This window comes from Nonomuraea sp. NPDC051191, from assembly GCF_044455665.1.
Classification (GTDB): Bacteria; Actinomycetota; Actinomycetes; order Streptosporangiales; family Streptosporangiaceae; genus Nonomuraea.
The window spans coordinates 291,634-314,253 of sequence record NZ_JBITEZ010000008.1; the positions used below are offsets into that span (position 1 = coordinate 291,634).

Sequence of the window (22,620 nt, forward strand, 5' to 3'; positions counted from 1 at the left end):
CGTCAACGGCGACGGGGCAAGGTTGTCCCTCAGGCGCGCGCATCGGTGCATGTGGGTGGAAAGCCTGCGACAGGTGTCCGAATTGTGGCGACACGCTCGTTAAGAGCGCTCAGATAGTGGCGCCTCGCACTCTTAGCAGATACGGTCCCTCCGTGAGCCCCGTCCGCCGCTGTTCCCGCACCGCTTGCAGCCAGCCTGCCGTCTTCACGCTCACGTACGTATACGCCGACTCGACCGCAGTTCTCGGCCCTCTGGCGACGTACGCCGAGCCACACTGTTACGACCTGTGCGCCGAACACGCCGAGCGGCTGACCGCTCCCCGCGGCTGGGAGGTCGTCCGGCTCCCCACCGACGGCAACTCCCCCAGCTCGGACGACCTGGAGGCGCTGGCCAACGCGGTCAGGGAGGCCGCCAGGCCCACACCGTCCGGCAGCGGCGAGCCGGTCGGCCAAGGGGTCGAGGTCGGGCGCAGGGGCCACCTGCGCGTTCTTCGGTCGGCCCAGCAGCACCGCGACCGGTAGGCTCGTTTCACACGACAAACGACCTAGGGCGGAGCTGAAGAGTGGGCGACCTCGCCAAGATCTTCAAGGCGTACGACGTTCGCGGGGTGGTTCCCGGCGAGCTCGACGAGCCGATCGCCGAGGCCGTGGGGGCGGCGTTCGTCGAGGTGACCGGGGCCGTGTCCGTCGTCGTGGCCCATGACATGCGCGAGTCGTCCGTGCCGCTGGCCGAGGCGTTCGTCAGGGGCGCCCGCTCGCGCGGGGCCGACGTCGTGTTCGCCGGGCTGGGCTCCACCGACCTGCTCTACTACGCCAGCGGCAGCCTGGGCCTGCCCGGCGTGATGTTCACCGCCAGCCACAACCCGGCCCAGTACAACGGGATGAAGATGTGCCGCGGCGGCGCGGTGCCGATCGGCGGCGAGACCGGGCTGAGCGAGATCCGCGACCGCGCGGCCGAGCTGGTGGGCGCCGCCACCGCCGCCCCGACCGGGTCGCTGATCGAGAAGGACCTGCTGTCCGGCTACGCCCACCACCTGCGCTCCCTCGTCGACCTGTCGGCGATCCGGCCGCTCAAGGTCGTCGTCGACGCGGGCAACGGCATGGCCGGCCACACGGTCCCGCCCGTGTTCCAGGGCCTGCCGCTGGAGCTGGTCCCGCTCTACTTCGAGCTCGACGGCGACTTCCCCAACCACGAGGCCAACCCGCTGGAGCCGCAGAACCTCCTCGACCTGCAGCGGGCCGTCGTCGAGAGCGGCGCCGACCTGGGCCTCGCCTTCGACGGCGACGCCGACCGCTGCTGGGTGATCGACGAGCGCGGCGCGTCCGTCTCGCCGTCGGCCGTCACGGCCCTGGTGGCCACCCGCGAGCTGGCCAAAGACCCCGGCGGCACGATCATCCACAACGTGATCACCTCGCTCGGCGTGCCCGAGATCGTCCGCGAGCACGGCGGCGAGCCCGTGCGCACGCGCGTCGGCCACTCCTTCATCAAGGCGGAGATGGCCCGCACCGGCGCGATCTTCGGCGGCGAGCACTCCGCCCACTACTACTTCCGCGACTTCTGGTTCGCCGACTCGGGCCTGCTCGCCGCGATGCACGTGCTGGCCGCGCTGGGCGAGCAGGACCGCCCGCTGTCGCAGGTGGTGGCGGCCTACTCCCGCTACCACGCCTCCGGCGAGCTCAACAGCGCGGTCGCCGACCAGGGCGAGGCGCTGGCGCTCGTGCGCGCGGCCTTCGCGGGCCGCGGCGAGGTCGACGAGCTCGACGGCCTGACGATCACCGGCCCCGACTGGTGGTTCAACCTGCGCGCGTCCAACACCGAGCCGCTCCTCAGGCTGAACGCCGAGGCGGCCGACGAGAGCAAGATGAAGGCGATCAAGGACGAGGTCCTCGCCATCGTGGGAAGGGTGTCACTGTGAAGATCGACGACTGGCTGCTGGAGATCCTGGCCTGCCCGGCCTGCAAGGCGCCGCTGCGCGCCGAGGCCGAGACCGAGGAGCTGGTCTGCACGGACTGCGGTCTGATCTACCCCGTGCGCGACGACATCCCCGTCCTGCTGGTCGATGAGGCAAGGAAGCCGTGACCTGGGAGCCCGGGCGGCTCGATGACCAGCATCACCTCACCGAGGCCGATCCGGGCGGCATGCTGCTCGCGGTCGCGGCCTCGGCCGCCCAGGTGCGCACGGGTCGCCGTGCCGCGGTCGAGGCCGGCGTCGACCGGCTGGTCGGCCAGGGCCGCCCGCGGGCCGTCGTGGTCGCGGGCATGGGCACGGCGGGCCTGACCGGCGACATCCTCGCGGCGGTGTGCGGCAACGGCGTGCCGCTGCCGATCATGACGCTGCGGTCCTACCAGCTCCCGGGCTGGATCGGCGCGACCGACCTGGTCATCGCCGTCTCCGCCACCGGAGACGAGGAGGAGACGGTCTCCCTCGCCGTCCAGGCCGTCCGGCGGGGGTGCGGGCTGCTGGCCGTGTGCCCGCCGGGCTCGCCGCTGGAGGCCGTGGCCGTGCAGGCGTCGGCGATCCACGTCCCGGTGCGGCCCGACGGTCCGCCCAGGGCCGCCCTGTGGCTGCTGACGATCCCGGTGATCGTGGCCGCGTCCGCGCTCGGGCTGGTCACGGCAGGGCCCGAGGTGTTCGAGCGGGTGGCCGCGGCCCTTGAGGACATCGCCAACCGCTGCCGTCCCTCCAGCGAGTCCTTCGTCAACCCGGGCAAGTCCCTCGCCATGGATCTGGCCGAGAGCATCCCGATGATCTGGGGTTCCTCGCCCGTGGCCCGTGCCGCGGCGTACCGGCTGGCCTGCCAGCTCAACGAGACCGGCAAGTACCCCGCCGTCTTCGGCGAGCTGCCGGAGGCGGGCCACAACCAGGTGGCCGCCCTGGAGGGGCCGCTGGCCGAGCGGGACATCTTCGCCGACACGGCCGGGCCGACGCTCAGGCTCGTCATGCTGCGCGACGTCGAGGAGCATCCTCAGGTGACGCGGCAGCGCGAGGCGTCGCTGCGGCTCGCGCGCGACCGGGACGTGCCGGTCAGCGAGCTGACCGCGGAAGGGCTGCATCCGCTCGAACGGCTGGCCGCGCTCGTCGGCCTGGCGGACTACGCCGCCACCTATCTGGCCCTCGGCTACGCGCTCGATCCGACGCCTGTGGCCACGATCACTGAGCTTCGGGCAAGGGTTTCGCAATAGGATCCCATGTCAGGTCCATGCAGGTGATCTTATGAGCGGAGACGACCGGTGAGCGCGAGTGGTGGCACCAAGGCAATCATTGCGGCGCTGAGCGCCAACCTGGCGATCGCGGTGGCGAAGTTCGTGGCGGCGTTCTTCACCGGGTCGTCCTCGATGCTGGCCGAGGGCATCCACTCCGTCGCCGACTCGGGCAACCAGCTCCTGCTCCTGATCGGCGGCAAACGGGCCCAGCGGGCCAGCGACAAGGCCCATCCCTTCGGCTACGGGCGCGAGCGGTACTTCTACGCGTTCGTGGTCGCCGTCGTGCTGTTCACCATCGGCGCGGTCTTCTCGATCTACGAGGGCTGGCACAAGATCTCCTCGCCGGCCGAGGTCGATGCGCCGATCTGGGCGTTCGCGGTGCTGATCTTCGCGATCATCGCCGAGGGCTTCTCGTTCCGTACGGCGGTCAAGGAGTCCAACCCGCTGCGCGGCAAGCAGTCGTGGTTCGCCTTCATCCGCCGTTCCAAGTCGCCCGAGCTGCCCGTCATCCTGCTGGAGGACCTGGGCGCGCTGCTCGGCCTGGTCTTCGCGCTGTTCGGCGTGACGATGGCCGTCGTCACCGGCGACGGCGTCTGGGACGGCATCGGCACCCTCATGATCGGCGTGCTGCTGGCCGTCATCGCGATCGTGCTGGCCGTCGAGACCAAGTCGCTGCTGCTCGGCGAGGGCGCGTCGCCCGAGGTCGAGGAGCAGATCCGGGTCGCGCTGGAGGGCGCCCCCGAGGTGACCAGGATCATCCACATGCGCACGCTGCACCTCGGCCCCGAGGAGCTGCTGGTGGCGGCCAAGATCGCGGTCGCGCACGACGACACGGCCGGCGAGGTGGCCCGCGGCATCGACGAGGCCGAGCGACGCATCCGCGACGCCGTGCCGATCGCGCGGGTGATCTACCTGGAGCCCGACCTCGACCGGCTGCGTACGACCGCCGGCTGACGCTCAGCCCCGGGGCCGCAGCAGCCTCAGGGCCTTCTCCTTCTCGAAGTCCAGGGCCCTGCGCGGTACCTGGATGCGGCCGATGCGCACGCCCAGCTCGCGCACGGCCGCGGCCACCTGGGGCTCGCTCAGCACGCGCAACGCGAAGGCCAACTCGGCGGGCGAGACGTCGAACCGCTTCTCCAGCTCCACCCCCTGGGCCACGGCGGCGAGTTCGTCAGGACCGAATCTGCGGTGCGCACCGCGCTCCCGGACGGGCGGCAGCAGGCCCAGAGCCTCCCGGTATCGGAGCATTCGTGGGGACATGCCGAGCCGCTTGGCTGCTTCCGTGATGCGCATCCTTACATTCTTACGTCAGTTTCGCCGTCTCGGAGATGCGAGGCCGCCCGAGCGCCGCCTAAACTCGTCCGCGACACCAATCGTGACGCGAGGGGAATCCCGATGGACTTCAAGGTCGCCGACCTTTCACTTGCCGACTTCGGCCGCAAGGAAATCCGGCTCGCCGAGCACGAGATGCCCGGCCTCATGGCGATGCGCAAGGAATACGCGGCCTCCCAGCCCCTCCGCGGCGCGAAGATCATGGGCTCCCTGCACATGACGATCCAGACGGCCGTGCTCATCGAGACACTGGTCGCGCTCGGCGCCGAGGTCCGCTGGGTGAGCTGCAACATCTTCTCCACCCAGGACCACGCCGCCGCCGCGGTCGTCGTAGGCCCCGGCGGCACCCCGGAGGACCCGAAGGGCGTCCCCGTGTTCGCCTGGAAGGGCGAGACGCTGGAGGAGTACTGGTGGTGCACCGAGCAGGCCCTCACCTGGCCGAACGGTGACGCCCCCAACATGATCCTCGACGACGGCGGCGACGCCACGCTCCTCGTCCACAAGGGCGCCGAGTACGAGAAGGCCGGGGCCGTGCCCCCCGCCGGCGCCGACGACCCGGAGGAGTGGCACGTCATCATCGACCTGCTCACCCGCACGGTCGGCGAGGACAAGCGCTGGACCCGCATCGCCGAGAGCATCAAGGGCGTGACGGAGGAGACCACCACCGGCGTGCACCGTCTCTACGAGATGCACAAGAACGGCCAGCTCCTCTTCCCGGCGATCAACGTCAACGACTCGGTCACCAAGTCGAAGTTCGACAACAAGTACGGCTGCCGCCACTCCGTCATCGACGGCCTCAACCGCGCCACCGACGTGCTCATCGGCGGCAAGGTGGCCGTGGTCTGCGGCTACGGCGACGTCGGCAAGGGCTGCGCCGACGCGCTGCGCGGCCAGGGCGCCCGGGTCATCGTCACCGAGATCGACCCGATCTGCGCCCTCCAGGCGGCCATGGACGGCTTCCAGGTCACCACGCTGGAGGAGGTCGTCGGCATCGCCGACATCTTCGTCACCACCACCGGCAACTTCAACATCATCACCGCCGCGCACATGGCGCAGATGAAGCACCAGGCGATCGTGTCCAACATCGGCCACTTCGACAACGAGATCGACATGGCCGGCCTGGCCAAGCTGCCCGGCATCGTGAAGAACAACATCAAGCCGCAGGTCGACGAGTGGGTCTTCGCCGACGGTCACTCGATCATCGTGCTGGCCGAGGGCCGCCTGATGAACCTGGGCTGCGCCACCGGCCACCCCAGCTTCGTCATGTCCAACTCCTTCACCAACCAGGTGATCGCGCAGATCGAGCTGTTCACCAAGACGGCCGAATACCCGACCGGCGTCTACACGCTGCCCAAGCACCTCGACGAGAAGGTCGCCCGCCTTCACCTCGACGCGCTCGGCGTCAAGCTCACCGAGCTGACCAAGGAGCAGGCGGCCTACATCGGCGTGCACGTCGAGGGCCCGTACAAGTCCGACCACTACCGCTACTGATCCGCAGGGCGGCTCCGGGAGGGCCTGGTCCCTCCCGGAGCCGCTTCTTTCGCGAGGGGCTGGGCATGGATCTCTGGGAAAGCGGCGAGCGGCAGATCTCCTGGGCGGCGCGCTCGATGCCGGTGCTGACCGCCATCGGCGAGCGGTTCGCGCTCGAACGGCCGCTCGACGGGCTGAAGATCGCGGCCTGCCTCCACGTCACGGCCGAGACGGCCGTGCTCATGGGCGCGTTGAAGGCGGGCGGCGCCGAGATCGCGCTGGCCGCCTCCAATCCGCTGTCCACCCAGGACGACGTGGCCGAGGCCCTGCGCGCGTACGGGATCGCCGTGCACGCCCGTGCCGGGGTCGATCGCGCCACCTACTACCTGCACATCCACCGGGCCCTCGACCTCGGGCCCGACCTCGTGCTGGACGACGGCTGCGACCTGGTGAACATCCTGCACACCGAGCGCACCGACCTGCTGGACGGTGTGAGCGGCGGCTGCGAGGAGACCACGACCGGCATCATCCGGCTGCGGCAGATGGCGGCCGAGCAGGCGTTGCGGTTCCCGGTCGTGGCCGTCAACGACACCCGTACGAAGCGCATGTTCGACAACCGGTACGGCACCGGGCAGTCCACGCTCGACGGGATCATGCGGGCCACCAACACCATGCTCGCCGGCCGTACGGTCGTGGTGGCCGGGTTCGGGTTCTGCGGGCGCGGCGTGGCCGAGCGGGCCAAGGGGCTCGGCGCCCGGGTCATCGTCACCGAGATCGACGCGGTCAAGGCCCTCGACGCCACCCTCCAGGGCTACGAGGTGCGTCCCATGGCCCAGGCGGCGATGGTCGGCGACCTGTTCGTCACCGTGACGGGCAACCGGGACGTCATCAGGGCCGAGCACCTGTCGGTCATGAAGGACGGCGCGATCCTGGCCAACGCCGGCCACTTCGACGTGGAGATCGACGTACGGGCCCTCGACGAGATGGCGCACGAGGTGCACCGGGGGGTGCGCCCGAACACCGACGAGTACGTCATGCCCGACGGCAGCCGACTGCTGCTGCTGGCCGAGGGCCGTCTGGTCAACCTGACCGCCGCCGAGGGGCATCCGGCGGCCGTCATGGACATGTCGTTCTCCGCGCAGGCGCTGGCCGTGGCCTGGCTGGCGGGGCAGCGGGCGGGCCTGACGCCCGGCGTGTACGACGTGCCGGAGGAGATCGACCACGAGGTGGCCAAGCTCAAGCTGGCCGCCGCCGGCATCGGCATCGACACGCTGACCCCCGAGCAGGAGGACTACCTCCACTCCTGGCGGGTCGGCTCCTGACGGGCTGCTGAGAGCCCCTAGAGGGCCGCCTGCATCTCCTGCATGCGGCGGATCTCGGCCGTCTGGGTGACGCTGACGTCCGTGGCCAGCTCCTCGATCTTGATGTGCGAGCCGCGGGTCAGGACCTGGTCGGACATTTCGAGCGCGCCCAGATGATGTTTGATCATCAGTTCCAGGAACAGCCGGTCGAAGTCCTTGCCCGTGGCCGCCTTCAGCTTCGCCATCTGCTCGGGCGTGGCCATGCCGGGCATGTCGCCGTGCGCCGCGTGATGGTCGGGCACCTTCTGGTCCTGCTGCTTGAGCCAGGTGGACATGAACTGGATCTCCGGGCCCTGCGCCGCCTTGATCCGGTCGGCCAGGCTCTTGAGCTTGACCGAGTCCGCCCTGGTGGGAGCCAGGATCGTCATGTCGAGGGCCTGCTGGTGATGGACGATCATGTCCTGGACGTACGTGATGTCGGCGGCGTTGGCCGTGGGCCTGGGGACGGCGGTGGCCGCGTCGCCGGGGGCCAGCGTGCGGGCCTGCTCGCCCGGACGGCCCGGGGCGAGCACCGGCGCGGTGGAGTCGGCCCGCGGCTGGGAGGAGGCGCCCGAGGAGCAGCCGGACAGGGCAATCAGCGTGCCCGCGATGACGATGAGCGCGCCGCGCACTCGGCCTCCTGACTGGCTTGGGACGAGAATGCGGACTCTAGGCCATGAATCGCCCGAAGGAAAGAGGTCGAAACGGAACAAGATTTGACACATTGGACGCTGGCCAGGTCGCGGGGAGTAAGCGACGATGGCGGAGATTTATGCCCCCTTTATAGGAGGACCACGGAGTGTTCACCCCCCGCAGGGCCCTCATCCTGGTAGCCGCCCTCGTCGCGGCAACGGGCGCCACCCTGCCCGCCCAGGCTGCGGACATCCCGGCTCCAGGCGAGATCGTCATGAGCTCGAACATCACGCACGTCGCGAACGTGCCCAAGCCGGAAGCGCTGTCCGACATCCACACGGACATGGCCTTCCAGGGCGACTACGCCTTCGTCGGCAACTACTACGGCTTCTCCATCTACGACATCAAGCACCCGAAGAAGACCTCGCTCGTGAGCTCGGTCGTGTGCCCCGGCGGCCAGATGGACATGTCCGTCTACGGCAACCTGCTGTTCGGCTCCGTCGACTCCTCGCGCAACAACGACTCGTGCAGCAGCACGTCCCAGAGCGCCTCCGTCAAGGAGTCGTGGGAGGGCATGCGCATCTTCGACGTCAGCGACAAGTCCAACCCCAAGTACATCAAGTCGGTCGAGACGAACTGCGGCTCGCACACGAACACGCTGGTGCCCGACCCGGCCGGCAAGAACGTCTACATCTACGTCTCCTCCTACGGCCCCAGCGCCAATTACCCCGACTGCAAGCCGCCGCACGACCTGATCTCGATCATCAAGGTGCCGCTGGACAACCCGACCGCCGCGGCCGTCATCGCGACGCCGAACCTGTTCCCCGACGGCGGCAACCCCGGGCTGCCGCTGCCGTACCCGAACGGCAAGTCGGCCACCACCGGCTGCCACGACATCACCGCCTACCCCGAGAAGGGCATCGCCGCGGGCGCCTGCATGGGCGAGGGCGTGCTGCTCGACATCTCCAACCCCGAGCAGCCCAAGGTCACCGCGAAGGTGCGCGATGACGTGAACTTCGCCTTCTGGCACTCGGCCACGTTCAACAACGAGGGCACGAAGGTCGTCTTCACCGACGAGCTGGGCGGCGGCAGCCGGGCCACCTGCAACGAGGCCATCGGCCCGAACAAGGGCGCCAACGCCTACTACGACATCGTCGGCGGGCAGCTCGTGTTCAAGGGCTACTTCAAGATCGCCCGCCACCAGGCCGACACCGAGAACTGCGTCGCGCACAACGGCTCGCTGATCCCGGTCAAGGGCCGCGACGTCATGGTGCAGGCGTGGTACCAGGGCGGCATCTCGGTGGTGGACTTCACCGACTCCGCCAACCCGCAGGAGATCGCCTACTTCGAGCGCGGGCCGGACGAGACCGCCCCGCCGCTCGACGGCGGTTTCTGGTCGGCGTACTACTACAACGGCTACATCTACGGCTCGGACTTCAACCTGGGCCTGGACGTGCTCAAGCTCAACGACCCGCGGACGAACCAGGCCAACAGCGTCAAGATGGGCCAGCTGAACGCTCAGACGCAGGGCTCGTACCCCGAGCACGGGCGCGGCGTCCCCGGCGGCAAGTAGTCCCGCGCCGCCGGCTCACTGCGGCGGCGCGAACCCGCCCGGAGTCGCCTTCGGCGGCTCCGGCGCGGGCCCCGGCTGAGGCCGGTGAGGAGCCTGCACCGGGTGGTGCGCCTGCTGGTACGGCCCCTGCTGCGGATACGTCGGATACGGCGAGTACGGCGTGGGCCTGGGCGCGGACCCGGCGACCAGGGCGGCGGCCTGGCGCGCGAAGCGGGCCTCCGCCCGCCGCCGGCGCTCGGCCAGGACCGCGCTCAGGTACGCGTGCGGCGGCACCCCCGCGGGCGCGGCCGGCGACACGAAGGCCGCCGTCTGCCTCGCGATGCGCAGCCCCATCTCGTGCTGGACCTGCGGCGTGAGGTCGTGCCAGCGCGTCAGGTACTGGCGGGCGGCCTGCGCGAGCTCCTCGGGAAGCTGGGAGAGCTCCAGGGTGGCGGCCCAGGCGGCCAGTGGCGGCGGCATCAGGATGGCCTGCCCGCTCTCGCGCGGCGCCCGATCGGAGATCACGATGGTCCCGGCGAAGATGTCGCCGAGCCGCTTGCCCTGCTGCGAGACCAGCGAGGAGATCAGCGCGGGCGCCCCGGAGAGCATCCAGAACTCCACCAGCCCGGCCAGGCCGCGGAACAGCGCCTGCCGGAAGCGCTCCGGGCTGCCGTCGTCCGCGACCACCCGCAGGCCGAGCGCCAGCTTGCCGAGGCTGCGCCCCCTGGTGAGCGTCTCGAAGAGCACCGGATAGCCGACCATCACCAGCACCAGCAGGACGATCATGACCGCGCCGAACATGGCCTCGTCCGTGACGATCGCGAACGCGCCCAGGAGCATGTACGCGCCGATCAGCACGATGACCTGCACCGCCATGTCGATGACGACCGCCACCGCGCGCGAGGGCATCTGGGCCACCCGTACCTCGACGACGACGGCGTCCCCGGTCACAACCTCTGACATATGTGGAGCCTAACGGCAATGCCGCACTGAACGAGCGGCCACAATGGTCGGGTGGACATCGACGCGTTCGTCACAGCACACCGCCCCGTCTGGGACCGGCTCGACCACCTGGTCAAGAACCGCTCCTCGCTGACCGGCGCGGAAGTGGACGAACTGGTCGACCTCTATCAGCGGGTGTCGACGCATCTGTCCATCGTGCGCTCCTCCTCCCGCGACGCGGCGCTGATCGGACGGCTGTCGGCCCTGGTCGCCAGGGCGAGGTCGGCGGTGACCGGCGCGCACACGCCCGCCTGGCGGGAGCTGGTCAGGTTCTTCACCGTCTCCTTCCCCGTGGTCGCCTACCGGGCGCGGCGGTGGTGGCTGGCCACGGCGCTGGCCAGCATCGCGGTCGCGTGGGTGCTGGGGGCGTGGGTGGCCGCCAACCCCGACGTGCAGGCGTCGATCGCCTCGCCCGACGAGATCGCCCAGCTCGTCGACCACGACTTCGCCGACTACTACTCCGAGAATCCCGCCGCCTCCTTCGCCGGCCACGTGTGGGTCAACAACGCCTGGGTGTCCGCCCAGGTCGTCATCTACGCCATCCTGCTCGGCATCCCCATTCCCTTCATCCTCTACAGCAACGCCGCGAACGTCGGCGTCTCGGCCGGGCTGATGGCCTCCAGGGACAAGCTGGACATCTTCTTCGGCCTGATCACGCCGCACGGCCTGCTGGAGCTGACCGGCGTCTTCCTGGCGGCCGCCGTCGGCCTGCGCCTGGGCTGGACGGTGATCGACCCCGGGCCGCGCAGACGTCTGGAGGCGCTGGCGGAGCAGGGCAGGGCGGTGATGAGCGTGGCGCTCGGCCTGGTCGTGGTGCTGTTCGTGTCGGGGCTGATCGAGGCGTTCGTGACCCCGTCGGGGCTGCCCACGGCCGCGCGGGTGGGCATCGGGGTGCTCGCCGAGGCGGCCTTCCTGGCGTACGTGATCGTCTTCGGCCGCAGGGCCCTGCGCGAGAACGAGACCGGCGACGTCGAACGCGCTCCCGACGTCGCCCCCACCGCTTAGAGCCGGCCCGCGGCCTTCAACGCCAGGTAGGCGTCCGCCAGCGCGGGCGCGATGTCCTCGGGCGGCGCGTCCACGACCTCGACGCCGTGCCGGCGCAGCCTGGCCGTGATGCGCCTGCGGGCGAGCTGGGCCTGCTCGGCCGCCGCCGCGTCGTAGACCTCCTCGGTGCTGCCGCGCCTGGCCGCCATGGCCGCCACCCGCGGGTCGGACACGCCCGCGACCAGCACCAGGTGCCGCGAGGAGAGCTGGGACAGCACCGGCATCAGGCCCTCGTCGAGCGCCGCCGCGTTGAGGTCGGTGAGCAGCACGACCAGGCAGCGCCGCTTGGCCCGGGACAGCACGGCGGCCACCATGCCCTGCCCGTCGGCCTCGACCAGCTCGGCCTCGATCGGCGCCATCACGTTGACCAGCGACGACAGCAACTCGGTACGGGACGCGCCGCTCACCCACGCGCGCACCGCCCGGTCGTAGGCCAGGAAGTCGACCTGGTCGCCGGCCCTGGCGGCGAGCGCGGCCAGCAGCAGCGCCGCGTCCATCGACCAGTCGAGGCGCGGCCAGCCGGGGGCGGGCCGCGGGTCGGGGCGTACCAGCAGCCCCGGGCCCTGCGCGACGGCCCCGGTCAGGGGGACCGGCGCGTCGCCCACCCGGCCCGCCGACGTGCGGCCGGTGTCGAGCACGATCAGCACCCGCCGGTCGCGCTCGGGCCGCCAGGTGCGCACGACCACGTCGTTGCGGCGCGCGGTGGCCCGCCAGTCGATGGACCGCACGTCGTCGCCCACCACGTACTCGCGCAGGGAGTCGAACTCGGTGCCCTGCCCGCGCACCAGCGCCGGATGCCGGCCGTCGAGCTCGCGCAGCCGCGCCAGCCTGGACGGCAGGTGCTTGCGGGACAGGAACGGCGGCAGCACGCGCACCGACCACGGCGAGCGGTGGTTGCCCTGGCGGGCGGCCAGGCCGAGGGGCCCGACCGAGCGCACGGTCACCGCCACCGACGACCGGTCGCCGCGCCTGGTCGGGTTGAGCGTGACCACGATCCTGCGCCGCTCACCGGCCGGCACGTCGAGCGCGGCGACCCGGGGTTCGGCCCCGGCCGAGGGCGGCCAGGCGTCCCTGATCCGCCCGCGCACCCGCCGGCGGCCCGGGTTCTCCACGATCAGCTCGACCGTGGCCGTCTGCCCCAGCCGTACGAGCGTGTCCCCCGAACGGTGGAGCCGCAGCGGCCGCACGGCGCCCGCGAACACCAGGTCCACGATGATCGCGGCGGTCAGCAGCAGGCAGACCCCGGCCAGCGCGGCGGCGGGCTGCGGCGCGAGCAGGACCACCACGATCCCGGCCGCGGCGAGCAGCCCGGCGCGTCCCGTCAGAGCCATCGGCGCCTCCCGGGCGACAGCGTCGCGGACCACTCGCGTTCGTCGGAGCGGGCCATCAGCGCGGGACCGGGACCGAGGCCAGGATGCCGTCGAGCAGGCCGTCGGCGGTCGCGCCCTCCAGCTCGGCCTCGGGCCGGAGCTGGACGCGGTGCCGCAGCGCGGGCCTGGCCAGCGCCTTCACGTCGTCGGGCGTCACGTAGGGCCGCCCGGACAGCCACGCCCACGCCCTGGAGGCCGCCAGCAGCGCCGTCGCGCCACGCGGCGAGACGCCGAGCTGCAGCGACGCCGAGCTCCTGGTCGCGCGGGCCACGTCGACGATGTAGCCGAGCACCTCGGGGGCCACGTGCACCTGGGAGACCGCCTCGCGGCCGGCCGCCAGGTCCTCGGCCGTGGCCACGGGCTTGACGTCGGACAGGTCACGCGGGTCGAAGCCGCGCGCGTGCCGTTCGAGCACCGAGATCTCCTGCTCGCGCGGCGGCAGCGGCACGGTCAGCTTGAGCAGGAACCGGTCGAGCTGGGCCTCGGGAAGCTGGTAGGTGCCCTCGTACTCGACCGGGTTCTGGGTCGCGCAGACCACGAACGGGTCGGGCAGCGGCCGGGCCGAGCCCTCCACGCTCACCTGGCGCTCCTCCATGGCCTCCAGCAGCGCCGCCTGCGTCTTGGGCGGGGTGCGGTTGATCTCGTCGGCGAGCAGCAGGTTCGTGAAGACCGGCCCCTCCCTGAACTCGAACTCGCTGGTCTTCGCGTCGTAGATCAGCGAGCCCGTCACGTCGCCCGGCATCAGGTCGGGCGTGAACTGCACGCGCTTGAAGTCGAGCGACAGGGCCGCGGAGAGGGTGCGCACCATCAGCGTCTTGGCCACGCCCGGCACGCCTTCGAGCAGCACGTGCCCCCGGCACAGCAGGGCGATGACGAGCCCGGTGACCACGGCGTCCTGGCCGACCACGGCCTTGGACACCTCGGCCCGCAGCGCGCCGAGCGCCTCCCTGGCCGCCTCGCCCGAGGGGGCCACGCGGAATGTCTCCTCAGAGTTCACTGACCTGCCTTTCGATGGAGTCCAAGTACCCGGCCAGCGCGACGAGCCCGGCGTCGTCGGCCGGCGGCGGGCCGTACAGTGCGGCGCCGACCACCTGCGGGTCGTCGGCGATCCGCGCGGCCAGGGCCGCGACCAGCTCGTGCGGCCCGGCGCCCTGGGCCAGGCCCAGGCGGGGCGTGAGCCGGTCGATCGTGCCGGCGCGCAGCGAGTCGGCGGCCCGCTGCCTGGCCTTCCTGGCGCGGTAGAGCCTGCCCCGGCCCTCGACCGTCTCGGCGGCCCGCACGATGACGGGCAGCTTCTCGGTGACCACCGGCCCGAGGCGGCGCCCGCGCCAGAACGCGACGAGCACCACGGTCAGGCAGGCCATCAGGAGCGCCCAGGGGATGCTCGGGGGCATCAGGTCGTACATCGACTTGCCCTCGGAGCCGGGCAGGTCGAGCGGGGGCGGGTTGTCGGGGCGTACCAGCCAGGTGACGGGCCTGCCGGTGCCGACGAGGTTGAGGGCGAGGGCCGCGTTGCCGTCCTCGGGCAGGCGCAGGTTGGTCATGAACGCGCCGTCGCCGACGACCGTGGTGGTGGCGCCGTCGGGGGTGCGGTAGCTGACCAGCGAGTGGCCCTCGCCGGCCGGGTAGCAGGCGGCGGCGCCCGGCGGGCCGGTCAGGACCAGGCCGCCGACGTACGCGCTGCCGGCCCGCGTGGCGGCGGGCAGCCCGCATTCCGGGTCGCGGGAGCGCACGCGCGACGGCTCGCGCAGGGGGCGCGCCTCGGGGGCCAGCACGTCGAGGCCGGGCAGGTCGCCGACGATCAGCCGGTCGCCCGGGATCTGCGCGAGCCGGTGCTCGTCGAGGTAGGTCAGGTCGGTGACCAGCAGCAGCCGGCCGCCGTCCGCGGCCTTGCCGGCGGCCGCCTCGACCGAGTCGACCCGGTCGACCTGGACGCCCCTGGCCCGCAGCAGCTCCGCCAGCGCCTTCGACCCGGCCAGCGAGGTGTCGGCCGGGTCGAGGAAGCGCGAGGGGCCGCGCTGCGGGCCGAACAGCACCGCGGCCGCCGCGAACAGGACGACGACCAGGCCGAGCACGACGATCATGCGGCCCGCCCGCCAGGTGGAGCGGGCGGTGGGGGAGGTGGGGGCGGAGGCGGCCGGCGGCGCGGAGGTGGACAGGCTCATGAAGGGACGCCTCCCACGGCCAGCGGGACGGGCCGCGCCTGGCGCAGCCGCTCGTCCAGGTCGCTCATCGCCTGGTAGGCGGCCTGTGTGCCGGGCACGCCGCCGTAGCTGACGTCGTCGAACGAGCGGGCGGCGGCGGCCAGCTCGGCGGCGAAGGCGGGCAGCGCCGCGCCCGCCTCGGCGGCCAGCTCGTCGGCCGTGCGGCCCGGCATGCCGTCGACCAGGGCGCGTTCCTCCAGGTCACGGGCGATGGCGCGAAGGCGTTCGCGGACGGCCTGCGTCCAGTCGCCCTCGGCGGCCAGGCGTTCGGCGGCCCTGCGGTGCTCGGCGGCGTTGAGCACGCGTTCGCCGTAGAGGCCGCCGACGGCCATGGCGTTCCTGCGCGCGGTCCCGCGCAACCGCCAGGCGACCAGCAGGATCACGCCGAGGATGATCAGCGCGATCACGATGGCGGCGATGATTCCGCCGGTCGAGCCGCCGCCCGTCGCCGCGTCGGTCAGGTCACCGATGAACTGGTTGAAACGCCGATAGAGCAGGTCGAACAGGGATTCCTTCTCGTATCCGGGCTTGAGGAGCTCCTCGGCCGCTCTGCGGGCCGCCTCCTCCCGGTCGACCGGGCTCACGACCCGGCTGAGTTGGACGGGTGCCAGAGCTCGTCGGCGGAGGAGTGCACCCACCCCTGGCGCTGCTGCTCGATCGCCGCGGTCTGCAGCACGAGGTCGAACGCCTCGCCGCGCATGCGCCGGTCGGCGTAGAGCAGCCCGGAGACGCCGGCCTGGAAGGGGTAGGAGAGCATCGCGCTCAGCGTGCCGCCGACGGCGATGAACACGGCCGCGGCCACGGCCGAGCCGGGCGAGCCGCCGCCGAGCACGCCGATCACCGTCCCGCCCAGCGTGAACGGCACCGACAGCACCCCGGACAACAGCCCGACCAGCAGCGACGTCAGCAGCAGGATGCCGAGCACCCGCCAGAAGTCACCGGTCACCAGGTGCCACGAGCGCCGCATCGCGTCGATCGGCCCCCGCCCCTCCAGCACCACGGCGGGCGCGGCGAACGCGAAGCGCGTGGTGATGAACAGGTAGTACGGGATGAAGAGCAGGACGAACAGGCCCATCACGCCGAGCATCAGGCCGACGCCGTCGGAGGAGGAGACGTTCATCGCGAGCGCGAACAGGATCACCAAAAACACGGCCACGGGCACGACCATCATGACGGCCATCAGCCCCACGACCCCGAACAGCGCGGGGATGCGGCCCTTGCAGAGGTGCCACGCCTCGGCCGCGGTGATCTTGCCGCCGAAGACGGCCCGGCCGAGTATGCGGGTCAGCACGCCGGTCAGCACCGTGACCACGACGAACTGGACCGCGTACGAGACCAGCATGCCGCCGTACTGGGCGATGACGCCGTTGACGCTGTCGTAGCCGGCGGAGGCCGACGCCGGGTCCTCCAGCGCGTCGCCCATCGAGCCCAGCATGAGCGCCTGGCCCACGGCCAGCGGCACCGCGCCGAGCAGGGCGGCGATGGCCGACAGGCCGAGCACGGCCTTGGGGTTGGACCTGACCAGCTTGATCGTGCCGTCGAGGATGTCGCCGAGCCCCAGCGGGCGCAGCGGGATGATGCCGGGACGCAGCGCGGGCGGCGGCATGTAGCCGTAGCCGGGCTGCTGGTAGCCGTACTGGGGTTGGCCGGGTTGCGGATGACCGGAGTGCGGGTGGCCCGGCTGGGGGTAGGGTGTTTGAGGCCCCGGCGGGCCGTAGGGCGGCGGCTGGGGGGCTTCGCCCTGCGGCTCGTACGGTTGGCCGTACGGCGTCTGCGTGGGCGAGCCCGGCGCGGTCCACGGGGAAGCCTGCGGGGCGCTGTAGGGCGGGGGCTGTTCGGCAGACCAGCCTGGGGGCGTCTCGGGCGTGCGTCCGTGACCGTCTGACATATCCCAATCCTGGCACGCTGGGCGGGTGGCTGGTGTCACGGAGGGCATTCGCCGGCTCATCCAGCCCTCATTTATCGGCGAATCAGGGCAACGAAGGCTGCCGGGGATGGCCGAAAGTCGCTCCGTTACCGCAGACTGGGTTTGTGGTTGCGGGGGGAACCTAAAATTCGCCTTTCGTGAGGCTCATGTCCCACACATGGGCCGACCAAGGGTAACCTTCAGCGATCGTGCGGGTATGTCCCACAATGCGTAGAACGAATGAGGGGCCATGAAAGGTCGCGTGCTGGTCGTCGACGACGACGCCGCTCTCGCCGAGATGCTCGGCATCGTGTTGCGCGGAGAAGGCTTCGAGCCGTCCTTCGTCTCCGACGGCGACAAGGCCCTCGACGCGTTCCGGGATACACGCCCGGATCTTGTCCTGCTCGACCTGATGCTGCCGGGCGCCGACGGCATCGACGTGGCGCGCAGGATCAGGGCGGAGTCGGGGGTGCCGATCGTGATGCTCACCGCCAAGAGCGACACGATCGACGTGGTGCTCGGGCTGGAGTCCGGCGCCGACGACTACATCGTCAAGCCGTTCAAGCCCAAGGAGCTCGTGGCGCGGGTGCGGGCGCGGCTGCGCCGTACCGACGAGCCGACGCCCGAGATCCTCCAGATCGGCGACATCACCATCGACGTGGCCGGCCACTCGGTCAAGCGCGGCGAGGAGACGATCAACCTCACGCCGCTGGAGTTCGACCTGCTCGTCGCCCTGGCCCGCAAGCCGCGCCAGGTCTTCACCCGCGAGGTCCTGCTGGAGCAGGTCTGGGGCTACCGGCACGCCGCCGACACCCGGCTGGTGAACGTGCACGTGCAGCGCCTCCGCGCCAAGATCGAGAAGGACCCCGAGCACCCCGAGATCGTCGTGACGGTCCGCGGCGTGGGCTACAAAGCCGGCCCCGCCTAGCCTTCCCCCGCCCCGCCATGCCCCCGACCAGGCCCTCGACCCGGAATGCCCGCCGACGGACGGTCCGCCAGATTCTCGGCGGCGTCCGCCGGAGGGTGCGTCGTGCGGCGGGCCGGGTGCGCAGCGTGTGGCGGCGCTCGCTCCAGCTCCAGGTGGTCACCAGCACGCTGGTGATCTCGGTGACCGTCGTGGTCGTCCTCGGCACGTTCCTGTCCGACGAGATCAACAGGTCCGTGATCGCGAGCAGCCAGCAGTCCGCGCTCAACGAGGCCTACGCCGACCGGCTGCAGATCGCCGACGCGCTGATCCCGCCGTCCGACGACGGGGCCAAGGCCGCCGACGCCGACCAGAAGGTCAACCCGCTCGACCAGGTCATGGACACCGTCACCGGGTCCGGCGAGGACGGCTCCAAGAAGCGCTACGACGTCCTCATACTCAACGAGGCCACGCCCGGCATGTCGCGGGCCTCGGGCCGGGTCGTGCAGGCCGACGTGCCCGCCTCGCTCCGGCAGCGCCTGCAGAGGTACATGAACCGGGCCGAGTACGGCAAGACCGAAGTGTCCATCGAGACGATCAGGTTCGCCGGGCAGAGCCAGGCCACGCTCACGTTCGTGGTCGCCGGGGTCGTGCACGAGACCCTGACCGGCGAGGACTACCAGGTCTACCACTTCTTCCCGTTCAACGAGGAAGAGGAGCTGCTGTCCAACGTCCGGCTCGCCATCGTCGTGGTGGGGCTCGGGCTCGTCCTGCTGCTGGCCGCCATCGCGTACCTGGTCACCCGGCAGGTGGTCACGCCCGTACGGCTGGCCCGCCAGGCCGCCGAGCGCCTGGCCGCCGGCAAGCTGGACGAACGTCTCAAGGTGCGCGGCGAGGACGACCTCGCCCGTCTGGCGAACTCGTTCAACGAGATGGCCGCCAACCTGGCGCTCAAGATCCACCAGCTTGAGGAGCTGTCGCAGGTCCAGCGCCAGTTCGTCTCCGACGTCTCCCACGAGCTGCGCACGCCGCTGACCACCGTCCGCATGGCCGCCGACCTGCTGTACGACGCCCGCGAGGACTTCGACCCCATGGCCGCCCGCTCGGCCGAGCTGATGCAGGCCCAGCTCGAACGGTTCGAGTCGATGCTGGCCGACCTGCTGGAGATCAGCCGCTACGACGCCGGCGCCGCCACGCTCGACATCGACTCGGTGGACATGCGCGACGTCGTCCACCGGGCCATCGCCGATTCCGAGGCGCTGGCCGAGCGCCACTCCACCCGCTTCGACATCCGCCTGCCGCACGAGCCGTGCATGGTCGAGGTCGACAACCGCCGCGTCGAGCGCATCCTGCGCAACCTGCTGTTCAACGCCATCGAGCACGGCGAGGGCAGGGAGATCGTGGTGACCGTGGGGGCCGACCGCGACGCCGTCGCCGTCGCCGTCCGCGACCACGGGATCGGGCTCAAGCCGGGCGAGGAGACGATGGTGTTCGACCGGTTCTGGCGGGCCGACCCGTCCAGGGCCAGGACCATCGGCGGCACCGGGCTCGGCCTGGCCATCTCCCGCGAGGACGCCGTGCTGCACGGCGGCTGGCTCCAGGCATGGGGGCAGCCGGGCGAGGGCTCGCAGTTCCGCCTCACGCTGCCCCGGCTGGCCGGGGCCGACCTCAAGGGCTCGCCGCTGTCGCTGGTGCCGCCCGAGATCGAGATGCGGCGCACCTGGCGCAGCCACATGACGCCGGTGCTGCTCCCGGCCTCGGGGGACGGAGGCGGCCATGACGAGGACTAGGCGGATGGGGGCCGCGGTCGCCATCGCCGCGGCCGTGGCCTGCGCGGGGTCGGGCTGCACCGTGATCCCGGTGACCGGGCCGTACACGGTGAGCGACGCCGGGGGCGGCGACCCGCTGAACAAGCCGTTCCAGCGCATGATCGCCGTCGCGCCGCGCGACGACTGGGACCCGGAGCTGCTGGTCAAGGGGCTCCAGGCGGCCATGGCGGCCTACCCCGACGACCCTTCCGTGCTGGCCAAGTACCTGACGCCCAAGGCCCAGGCCAAGTGGAAGCCGTCCGGGCCGGTGACGGTGATCGAAGACGTGTACCAGGTGGACCCGGTGGAGGGCGACGCCGCGGAGACGTACGGGCTCAAGGCCAAGCAGGTCGCCCGCATCGACCCCGACGACGCGTACGTGCCGCTGTCGGGGAACGCGCCGGAGCGGCTGTTCGTGCTGAAGAAGGACGCCCGGGGCGTCTACCGGGTGGACGACCTGCCGGACGGGCTGCTGCTCACCAAGTCCGACGTGGCCCGGGCGTACCGGCTGACCAACCTGTACTACCTCAACAGCGCCCGCGAGCGGCTGGTCGTCGACCGGGTGTGCCTGCGGCTCAAGCCGACCGAGACCTTCGCCCAGACCATCGTCAGGCGGCTGCTCAAGGGGCCCAGCGGCGCGCTGCGCGGCGCCGTGGGCACCGTGTTCCCCGAGGGCACCGAGGTCGAGTCGATCGGCACCGGCGACGACCGCGTCGTGATCAACTTGTCGGGCCCGCTCCTGCCGCTCGACCTCGGCGAGAAGGCCGCGCTGGTGGCCCAGCTCAAGTACAGCCTGACCAACAACAAGGTCGCCATCAGCCGCACCATCGAGGTGCAGGTCGAGGGCGAGCAGTACTGGACCGAGCCGCCCAACTCCGAGACCCACTGGCTGGACAACGGCGGCAACACGCCGTACTACACCAACAAGGGGTCCGTGCACGTCATGAGCAACAACGAGGGCGCGGGCGTCGCGGTGTCCGGACCGGCGGGGGAGTCGAACACCGACTTCAAGGCGTTCGCGCTGTCCACGCAGCAGACCGGCGCGATCGTCGCGGCCCGGACCTCCACCGGCATCTCGATCGCCGGGCTCACCCCCGAGGGCCGCTGGCAGCAGGTCATCGAGGGCGCCGACCTCACCGACCCCACCTGGCGCCGCGACGGCTCCCTGTGGACGTTCGACCAGCACAACAAGGTCGTCCTGCGGTACGACCCCAACGGCGGACACGGGCCTGAGCGCGTCTCCGCCCCCGGACTCGACGGCCTCGACGTCACCGCGCTCAGGATCGCCAGGGACGGCGTGCGGGTGGCCCTGCGCACCGGCAAGAACACCGTGCAGCTCGGCGCGCTGAGCGAGGGGCTCAACGGGCCCATGCTCGGCAACCTCCAGACGCTGACCTCGACGGAGGTCGAGTACGAGATCGAGGACATCGCCTGGGAGGACGACGAGCACCTGCTCGTCCTCATCAAGAGCAAGGCCGGGCAGATACTCAACGAGATCGACATCGGCGACGGCGAGACGATCGGGATCCCGCTGAAGGACCGGCTGGAGCGGGTGACTGCGCTGATCGGGCGGGTGCTCGCGGAGGCGAACACCGACAAGGGGCCCAAGATCATCGAGCTCAACCCGGACCGGCAGGGCTGGACGAGCAGGATCGACCCCAGCGCCAAGAACCCGTTCTTCCCCCTGGGCTGACCTGGACCCACCTCCCTCCGCGCGCCCGCCTCCCCTGGGCACGCTTCTCGCTGGGTCCGCCTCCCTCGGGGTCTGGTTCCCCCTGGCGCGCTTTCCTCTGGGGCCGCTCCCTCTGGGGCCGCTCCCTCCGGGTTCGCCTCCCTCCGGGTCTGTTTCGCCCTGGCCCGCCTCCCTCCGGGCTGACCTCTGCCCGCGAGCGTGCGGTGCTCGGGTTTCCCAGAACTGTCGGTGGCGGTAGGCATGCTGGGCGGCGTGTTCGGGGGCGTGCTCGATGTGTTCCTGCCGCAGTCCTGTGTGGGCTGCGGCCGTGCCGGTGCTCGGTGTTGTCCGGGGTGCGCGGCCGAGATGGCCGCCGTCCCCGCCAGGCGGGGGCCGAGACCGGGCCCGGCCGGCCTGCCCGAGTGCTGGTCGGCCACGCCGTACGAGGGCGCGGCGCGCAGGGCGATCCTGGCCTACAAGGAGCGCGGCGCGGTGGCGTTGGCCGGCGTGCTGGCGCAGGTGCTGGCGTTCACCGTGCTCACCGCCCTGGGCGCCGGGGCGGGGGCAGGGTGGGCGCGGGGGCCGTTCGCCGTCGTGCCGGTGCCGAGCGCGAGGAGGGCGCTGCGGGGCCGGGGGCACGATCCCATGGGCCGGGTGGCCGTGCTCGTCACCCGTCACCTCGTGGCGTCCGGCCTGCGGGCCGAGCCGTGGGCGGGGTTGCGGCAGGCGCGCCGGGTGGCCGACCAGGCGGGCCTGAGCGCCACGCAGCGCGTCGCGAACCTCGCCGGGTCCCTCTGTGTCGCCGGACGCGCGAAAGGCCCTCCAGCGCCCTCTGCGCTGCTCCTGGACGACATCGTGACCACGGGCGCCTCGCTCGCCGAAGCCGCCCGCGCACTGCGCGCTGCCGGCGTACGGGTGCCGATGGCGGCCACCGTCGCCGCGACACGCCGAAGATCTTGAAAACGCTTGACATCACTGTCGGTAAAGAAAGATCCAATTCTTAGGCCCATCTTGAAGGATGGATTTCCTGTTGGGGGAAGAAGAAGTGGTGCAGCTCAGACCGTCGGAAGGCGCGTGGCCACTGGGCTTGCCGACAGGGCGCTCCGAGGTCCCCCGGGCGTCCGGAACCCCGGAAAAGTCACGGAACGTGATCCTTTGGCCGACGCTCCGGCTGACATTC

The 22,620-nt window shown here is 71.4% G+C and carries 21 protein-coding genes; 13 read left to right on the forward strand and 8 right to left on the reverse strand.

Translation table 11 applies throughout. The annotated features are described in order from the left end of the window. Positions 1 to 152 precede the first annotated feature (152 nt). The 5 genes from ACIA8R_RS24815 to ACIA8R_RS24835 are packed head-to-tail and all read left to right on the forward strand — an operon-like array spanning position 153 to position 4,157. On the forward strand, positions 153 to 521 hold the full coding sequence (locus ACIA8R_RS24815) for a DUF3499 domain-containing protein (protein ID WP_352323386.1): 369 nt from the start codon (positions 153 to 155) through the stop codon (positions 519 to 521). Positions 522 to 562: 41 nt separating this feature from the next. Then, positions 563 to 1,915: a phosphomannomutase/phosphoglucomutase gene (locus ACIA8R_RS24820; RefSeq protein WP_397040594.1), complete on the forward strand. Its 1,353-nt coding sequence runs from the start codon at positions 563 to 565 to the stop codon at positions 1,913 to 1,915. Continuing rightward, positions 1,912 to 2,079, forward strand: a complete 168-nt coding sequence (locus ACIA8R_RS24825) for a Trm112 family protein (protein WP_352323388.1) — start codon at positions 1,912 to 1,914, stop codon at positions 2,077 to 2,079. Before ACIA8R_RS24820 ends, ACIA8R_RS24825 begins: the two co-directional genes overlap by 4 nt. After that, positions 2,076 to 3,182, forward strand: a complete 1,107-nt coding sequence (locus tag ACIA8R_RS24830) for an SIS domain-containing protein (protein ID WP_397040596.1) — start codon at positions 2,076 to 2,078, stop codon at positions 3,180 to 3,182. Before ACIA8R_RS24825 ends, ACIA8R_RS24830 begins: the two co-directional genes overlap by 4 nt. Positions 3,183 to 3,230: 48 nt before the next feature. After that, entirely contained in the window at positions 3,231 to 4,157 is a 927-nt protein-coding gene (locus ACIA8R_RS24835; protein ID WP_357702708.1) for a cation diffusion facilitator family transporter, read from the forward strand. A gap of 3 nt (positions 4,158 to 4,160) precedes the next feature. Here ACIA8R_RS24835 and ACIA8R_RS24840 read toward each other — a convergent pair whose 3' ends face one another. Continuing rightward, the gene (locus ACIA8R_RS24840) at positions 4,161 to 4,496 is read right to left on the reverse strand and encodes a MerR family DNA-binding transcriptional regulator (RefSeq protein WP_357702710.1); all 336 of its coding nucleotides are present in this window, start codon (positions 4,494 to 4,496) and stop codon (positions 4,161 to 4,163) included. Between the two features lie 102 nt (positions 4,497 to 4,598). On the opposite strand from ACIA8R_RS24840, the gene ahcY reads away from it, so the two are divergent. Both ahcY and ACIA8R_RS24850 read left to right on the forward strand, forming a co-directional pair. Next, positions 4,599 to 6,026: an adenosylhomocysteinase gene (gene ahcY, locus ACIA8R_RS24845; protein WP_357702712.1), complete on the forward strand. Its 1,428-nt coding sequence runs from the start codon at positions 4,599 to 4,601 to the stop codon at positions 6,024 to 6,026. Between the two features lie 65 nt (positions 6,027 to 6,091). After that, the gene (locus ACIA8R_RS24850) at positions 6,092 to 7,327 is read left to right on the forward strand and encodes an adenosylhomocysteinase (RefSeq protein WP_357702714.1); all 1,236 of its coding nucleotides are present in this window, start codon (positions 6,092 to 6,094) and stop codon (positions 7,325 to 7,327) included. Between the two features lie 17 nt (positions 7,328 to 7,344). Here the strand turns inward: ACIA8R_RS24850 and ACIA8R_RS24855 are convergent, their stop codons facing one another. Continuing rightward, positions 7,345 to 7,977 (reverse strand): DUF305 domain-containing protein, encoded by a 633-nt coding sequence (locus ACIA8R_RS24855; protein ID WP_397040598.1) that lies wholly within the window; start codon positions 7,975 to 7,977, stop codon positions 7,345 to 7,347. A 167-nt stretch (positions 7,978 to 8,144) separates the two neighbouring features. On the opposite strand from ACIA8R_RS24855, the gene ACIA8R_RS24860 reads away from it, so the two are divergent. Next, entirely contained in the window at positions 8,145 to 9,551 is a 1,407-nt protein-coding gene (locus ACIA8R_RS24860; protein WP_364086408.1) for a hypothetical protein, read from the forward strand. A 15-nt stretch (positions 9,552 to 9,566) separates the two neighbouring features. On the opposite strand, the gene ACIA8R_RS24865 is transcribed toward ACIA8R_RS24860, so the two are convergent. Beyond that, a complete protein-coding gene (locus ACIA8R_RS24865) occupies positions 9,567 to 10,493 on the reverse strand; it encodes an RDD family protein (RefSeq protein ID WP_364086410.1) in 927 nt (308 codons plus the stop codon). Positions 10,494 to 10,544: 51 nt separating this feature from the next. Here ACIA8R_RS24865 and ACIA8R_RS24870 point away from each other — a divergent pair, with 51 nt between their 5' ends. Continuing rightward, the gene (locus ACIA8R_RS24870) at positions 10,545 to 11,537 is read left to right on the forward strand and encodes a stage II sporulation protein M (RefSeq protein ID WP_364086412.1); all 993 of its coding nucleotides are present in this window, start codon (positions 10,545 to 10,547) and stop codon (positions 11,535 to 11,537) included. Here the strand turns inward: ACIA8R_RS24870 and ACIA8R_RS24875 are convergent. From ACIA8R_RS24875 to ACIA8R_RS24895, 5 genes are read right to left on the reverse strand one after another with little or no spacing between them, the layout of a single operon-like run. Continuing rightward, positions 11,534 to 12,907: a DUF58 domain-containing protein gene (locus ACIA8R_RS24875; RefSeq protein WP_397040601.1), complete on the reverse strand. Its 1,374-nt coding sequence runs from the start codon at positions 12,905 to 12,907 to the stop codon at positions 11,534 to 11,536. The genes ACIA8R_RS24870 and ACIA8R_RS24875 overlap by 4 nt on opposite strands. 55 nt (positions 12,908 to 12,962) lie before the next feature. Next, positions 12,963 to 13,919, reverse strand: coding sequence for a MoxR family ATPase (locus ACIA8R_RS24880; protein ID WP_357703060.1), 957 nt, complete (start codon positions 13,917 to 13,919; stop codon positions 12,963 to 12,965). A gap of 13 nt (positions 13,920 to 13,932) precedes the next feature. Further along, positions 13,933 to 15,111 carry a DUF4350 domain-containing protein gene (locus ACIA8R_RS24885; RefSeq protein ID WP_397040603.1) on the reverse strand — a complete coding sequence of 393 codons (1,179 nt, stop codon included), beginning with the start codon at positions 15,109 to 15,111 and terminating at the stop codon, positions 13,933 to 13,935. Further along, positions 15,108 to 15,734 carry a DUF4129 domain-containing protein gene (locus ACIA8R_RS24890; RefSeq protein WP_364086420.1) on the reverse strand — a complete coding sequence of 209 codons (627 nt, stop codon included), beginning with the start codon at positions 15,732 to 15,734 and terminating at the stop codon, positions 15,108 to 15,110. Before ACIA8R_RS24890 ends, ACIA8R_RS24885 begins: the two co-directional genes overlap by 4 nt. Beyond that, positions 15,731 to 17,038 carry a glycerophosphoryl diester phosphodiesterase membrane domain-containing protein gene (locus ACIA8R_RS24895; RefSeq protein WP_357703054.1) on the reverse strand — a complete coding sequence of 436 codons (1,308 nt, stop codon included), beginning with the start codon at positions 17,036 to 17,038 and terminating at the stop codon, positions 15,731 to 15,733. Before ACIA8R_RS24895 ends, ACIA8R_RS24890 begins: the two co-directional genes overlap by 4 nt. Before the next feature lie 268 nt (positions 17,039 to 17,306). Between ACIA8R_RS24895 and mtrA the strand changes: the two genes are divergently transcribed. The 4 genes from mtrA to ACIA8R_RS24915 all read left to right on the forward strand — a co-directional run bounded on the left by mtrA (position 17,307) and on the right by ACIA8R_RS24915 (position 22,400). Beyond that, on the forward strand, positions 17,307 to 17,984 hold the full coding sequence (mtrA, locus tag ACIA8R_RS24900; protein WP_043620615.1) for an MtrAB system response regulator MtrA: 678 nt from the start codon (positions 17,307 to 17,309) through the stop codon (positions 17,982 to 17,984). 17 nt (positions 17,985 to 18,001) lie between these two features. Further along, a complete protein-coding gene (mtrB, locus tag ACIA8R_RS24905) occupies positions 18,002 to 19,750 on the forward strand; it encodes an MtrAB system histidine kinase MtrB (protein WP_397040605.1) in 1,749 nt (582 codons plus the stop codon). Then, positions 19,737 to 21,461 (forward strand): LpqB family beta-propeller domain-containing protein, encoded by a 1,725-nt coding sequence (locus ACIA8R_RS24910; protein WP_364086425.1) that lies wholly within the window; start codon positions 19,737 to 19,739, stop codon positions 21,459 to 21,461. Before mtrB ends, ACIA8R_RS24910 begins: the two co-directional genes overlap by 14 nt. Positions 21,462 to 21,806: 345 nt before the next feature. Then, complete coding sequence (locus tag ACIA8R_RS24915; RefSeq protein ID WP_364086427.1) at positions 21,807 to 22,400, forward strand: ComF family protein; 594 nt, start codon at positions 21,807 to 21,809, stop codon at positions 22,398 to 22,400. Positions 22,401 to 22,620 lie beyond the last annotated feature (220 nt).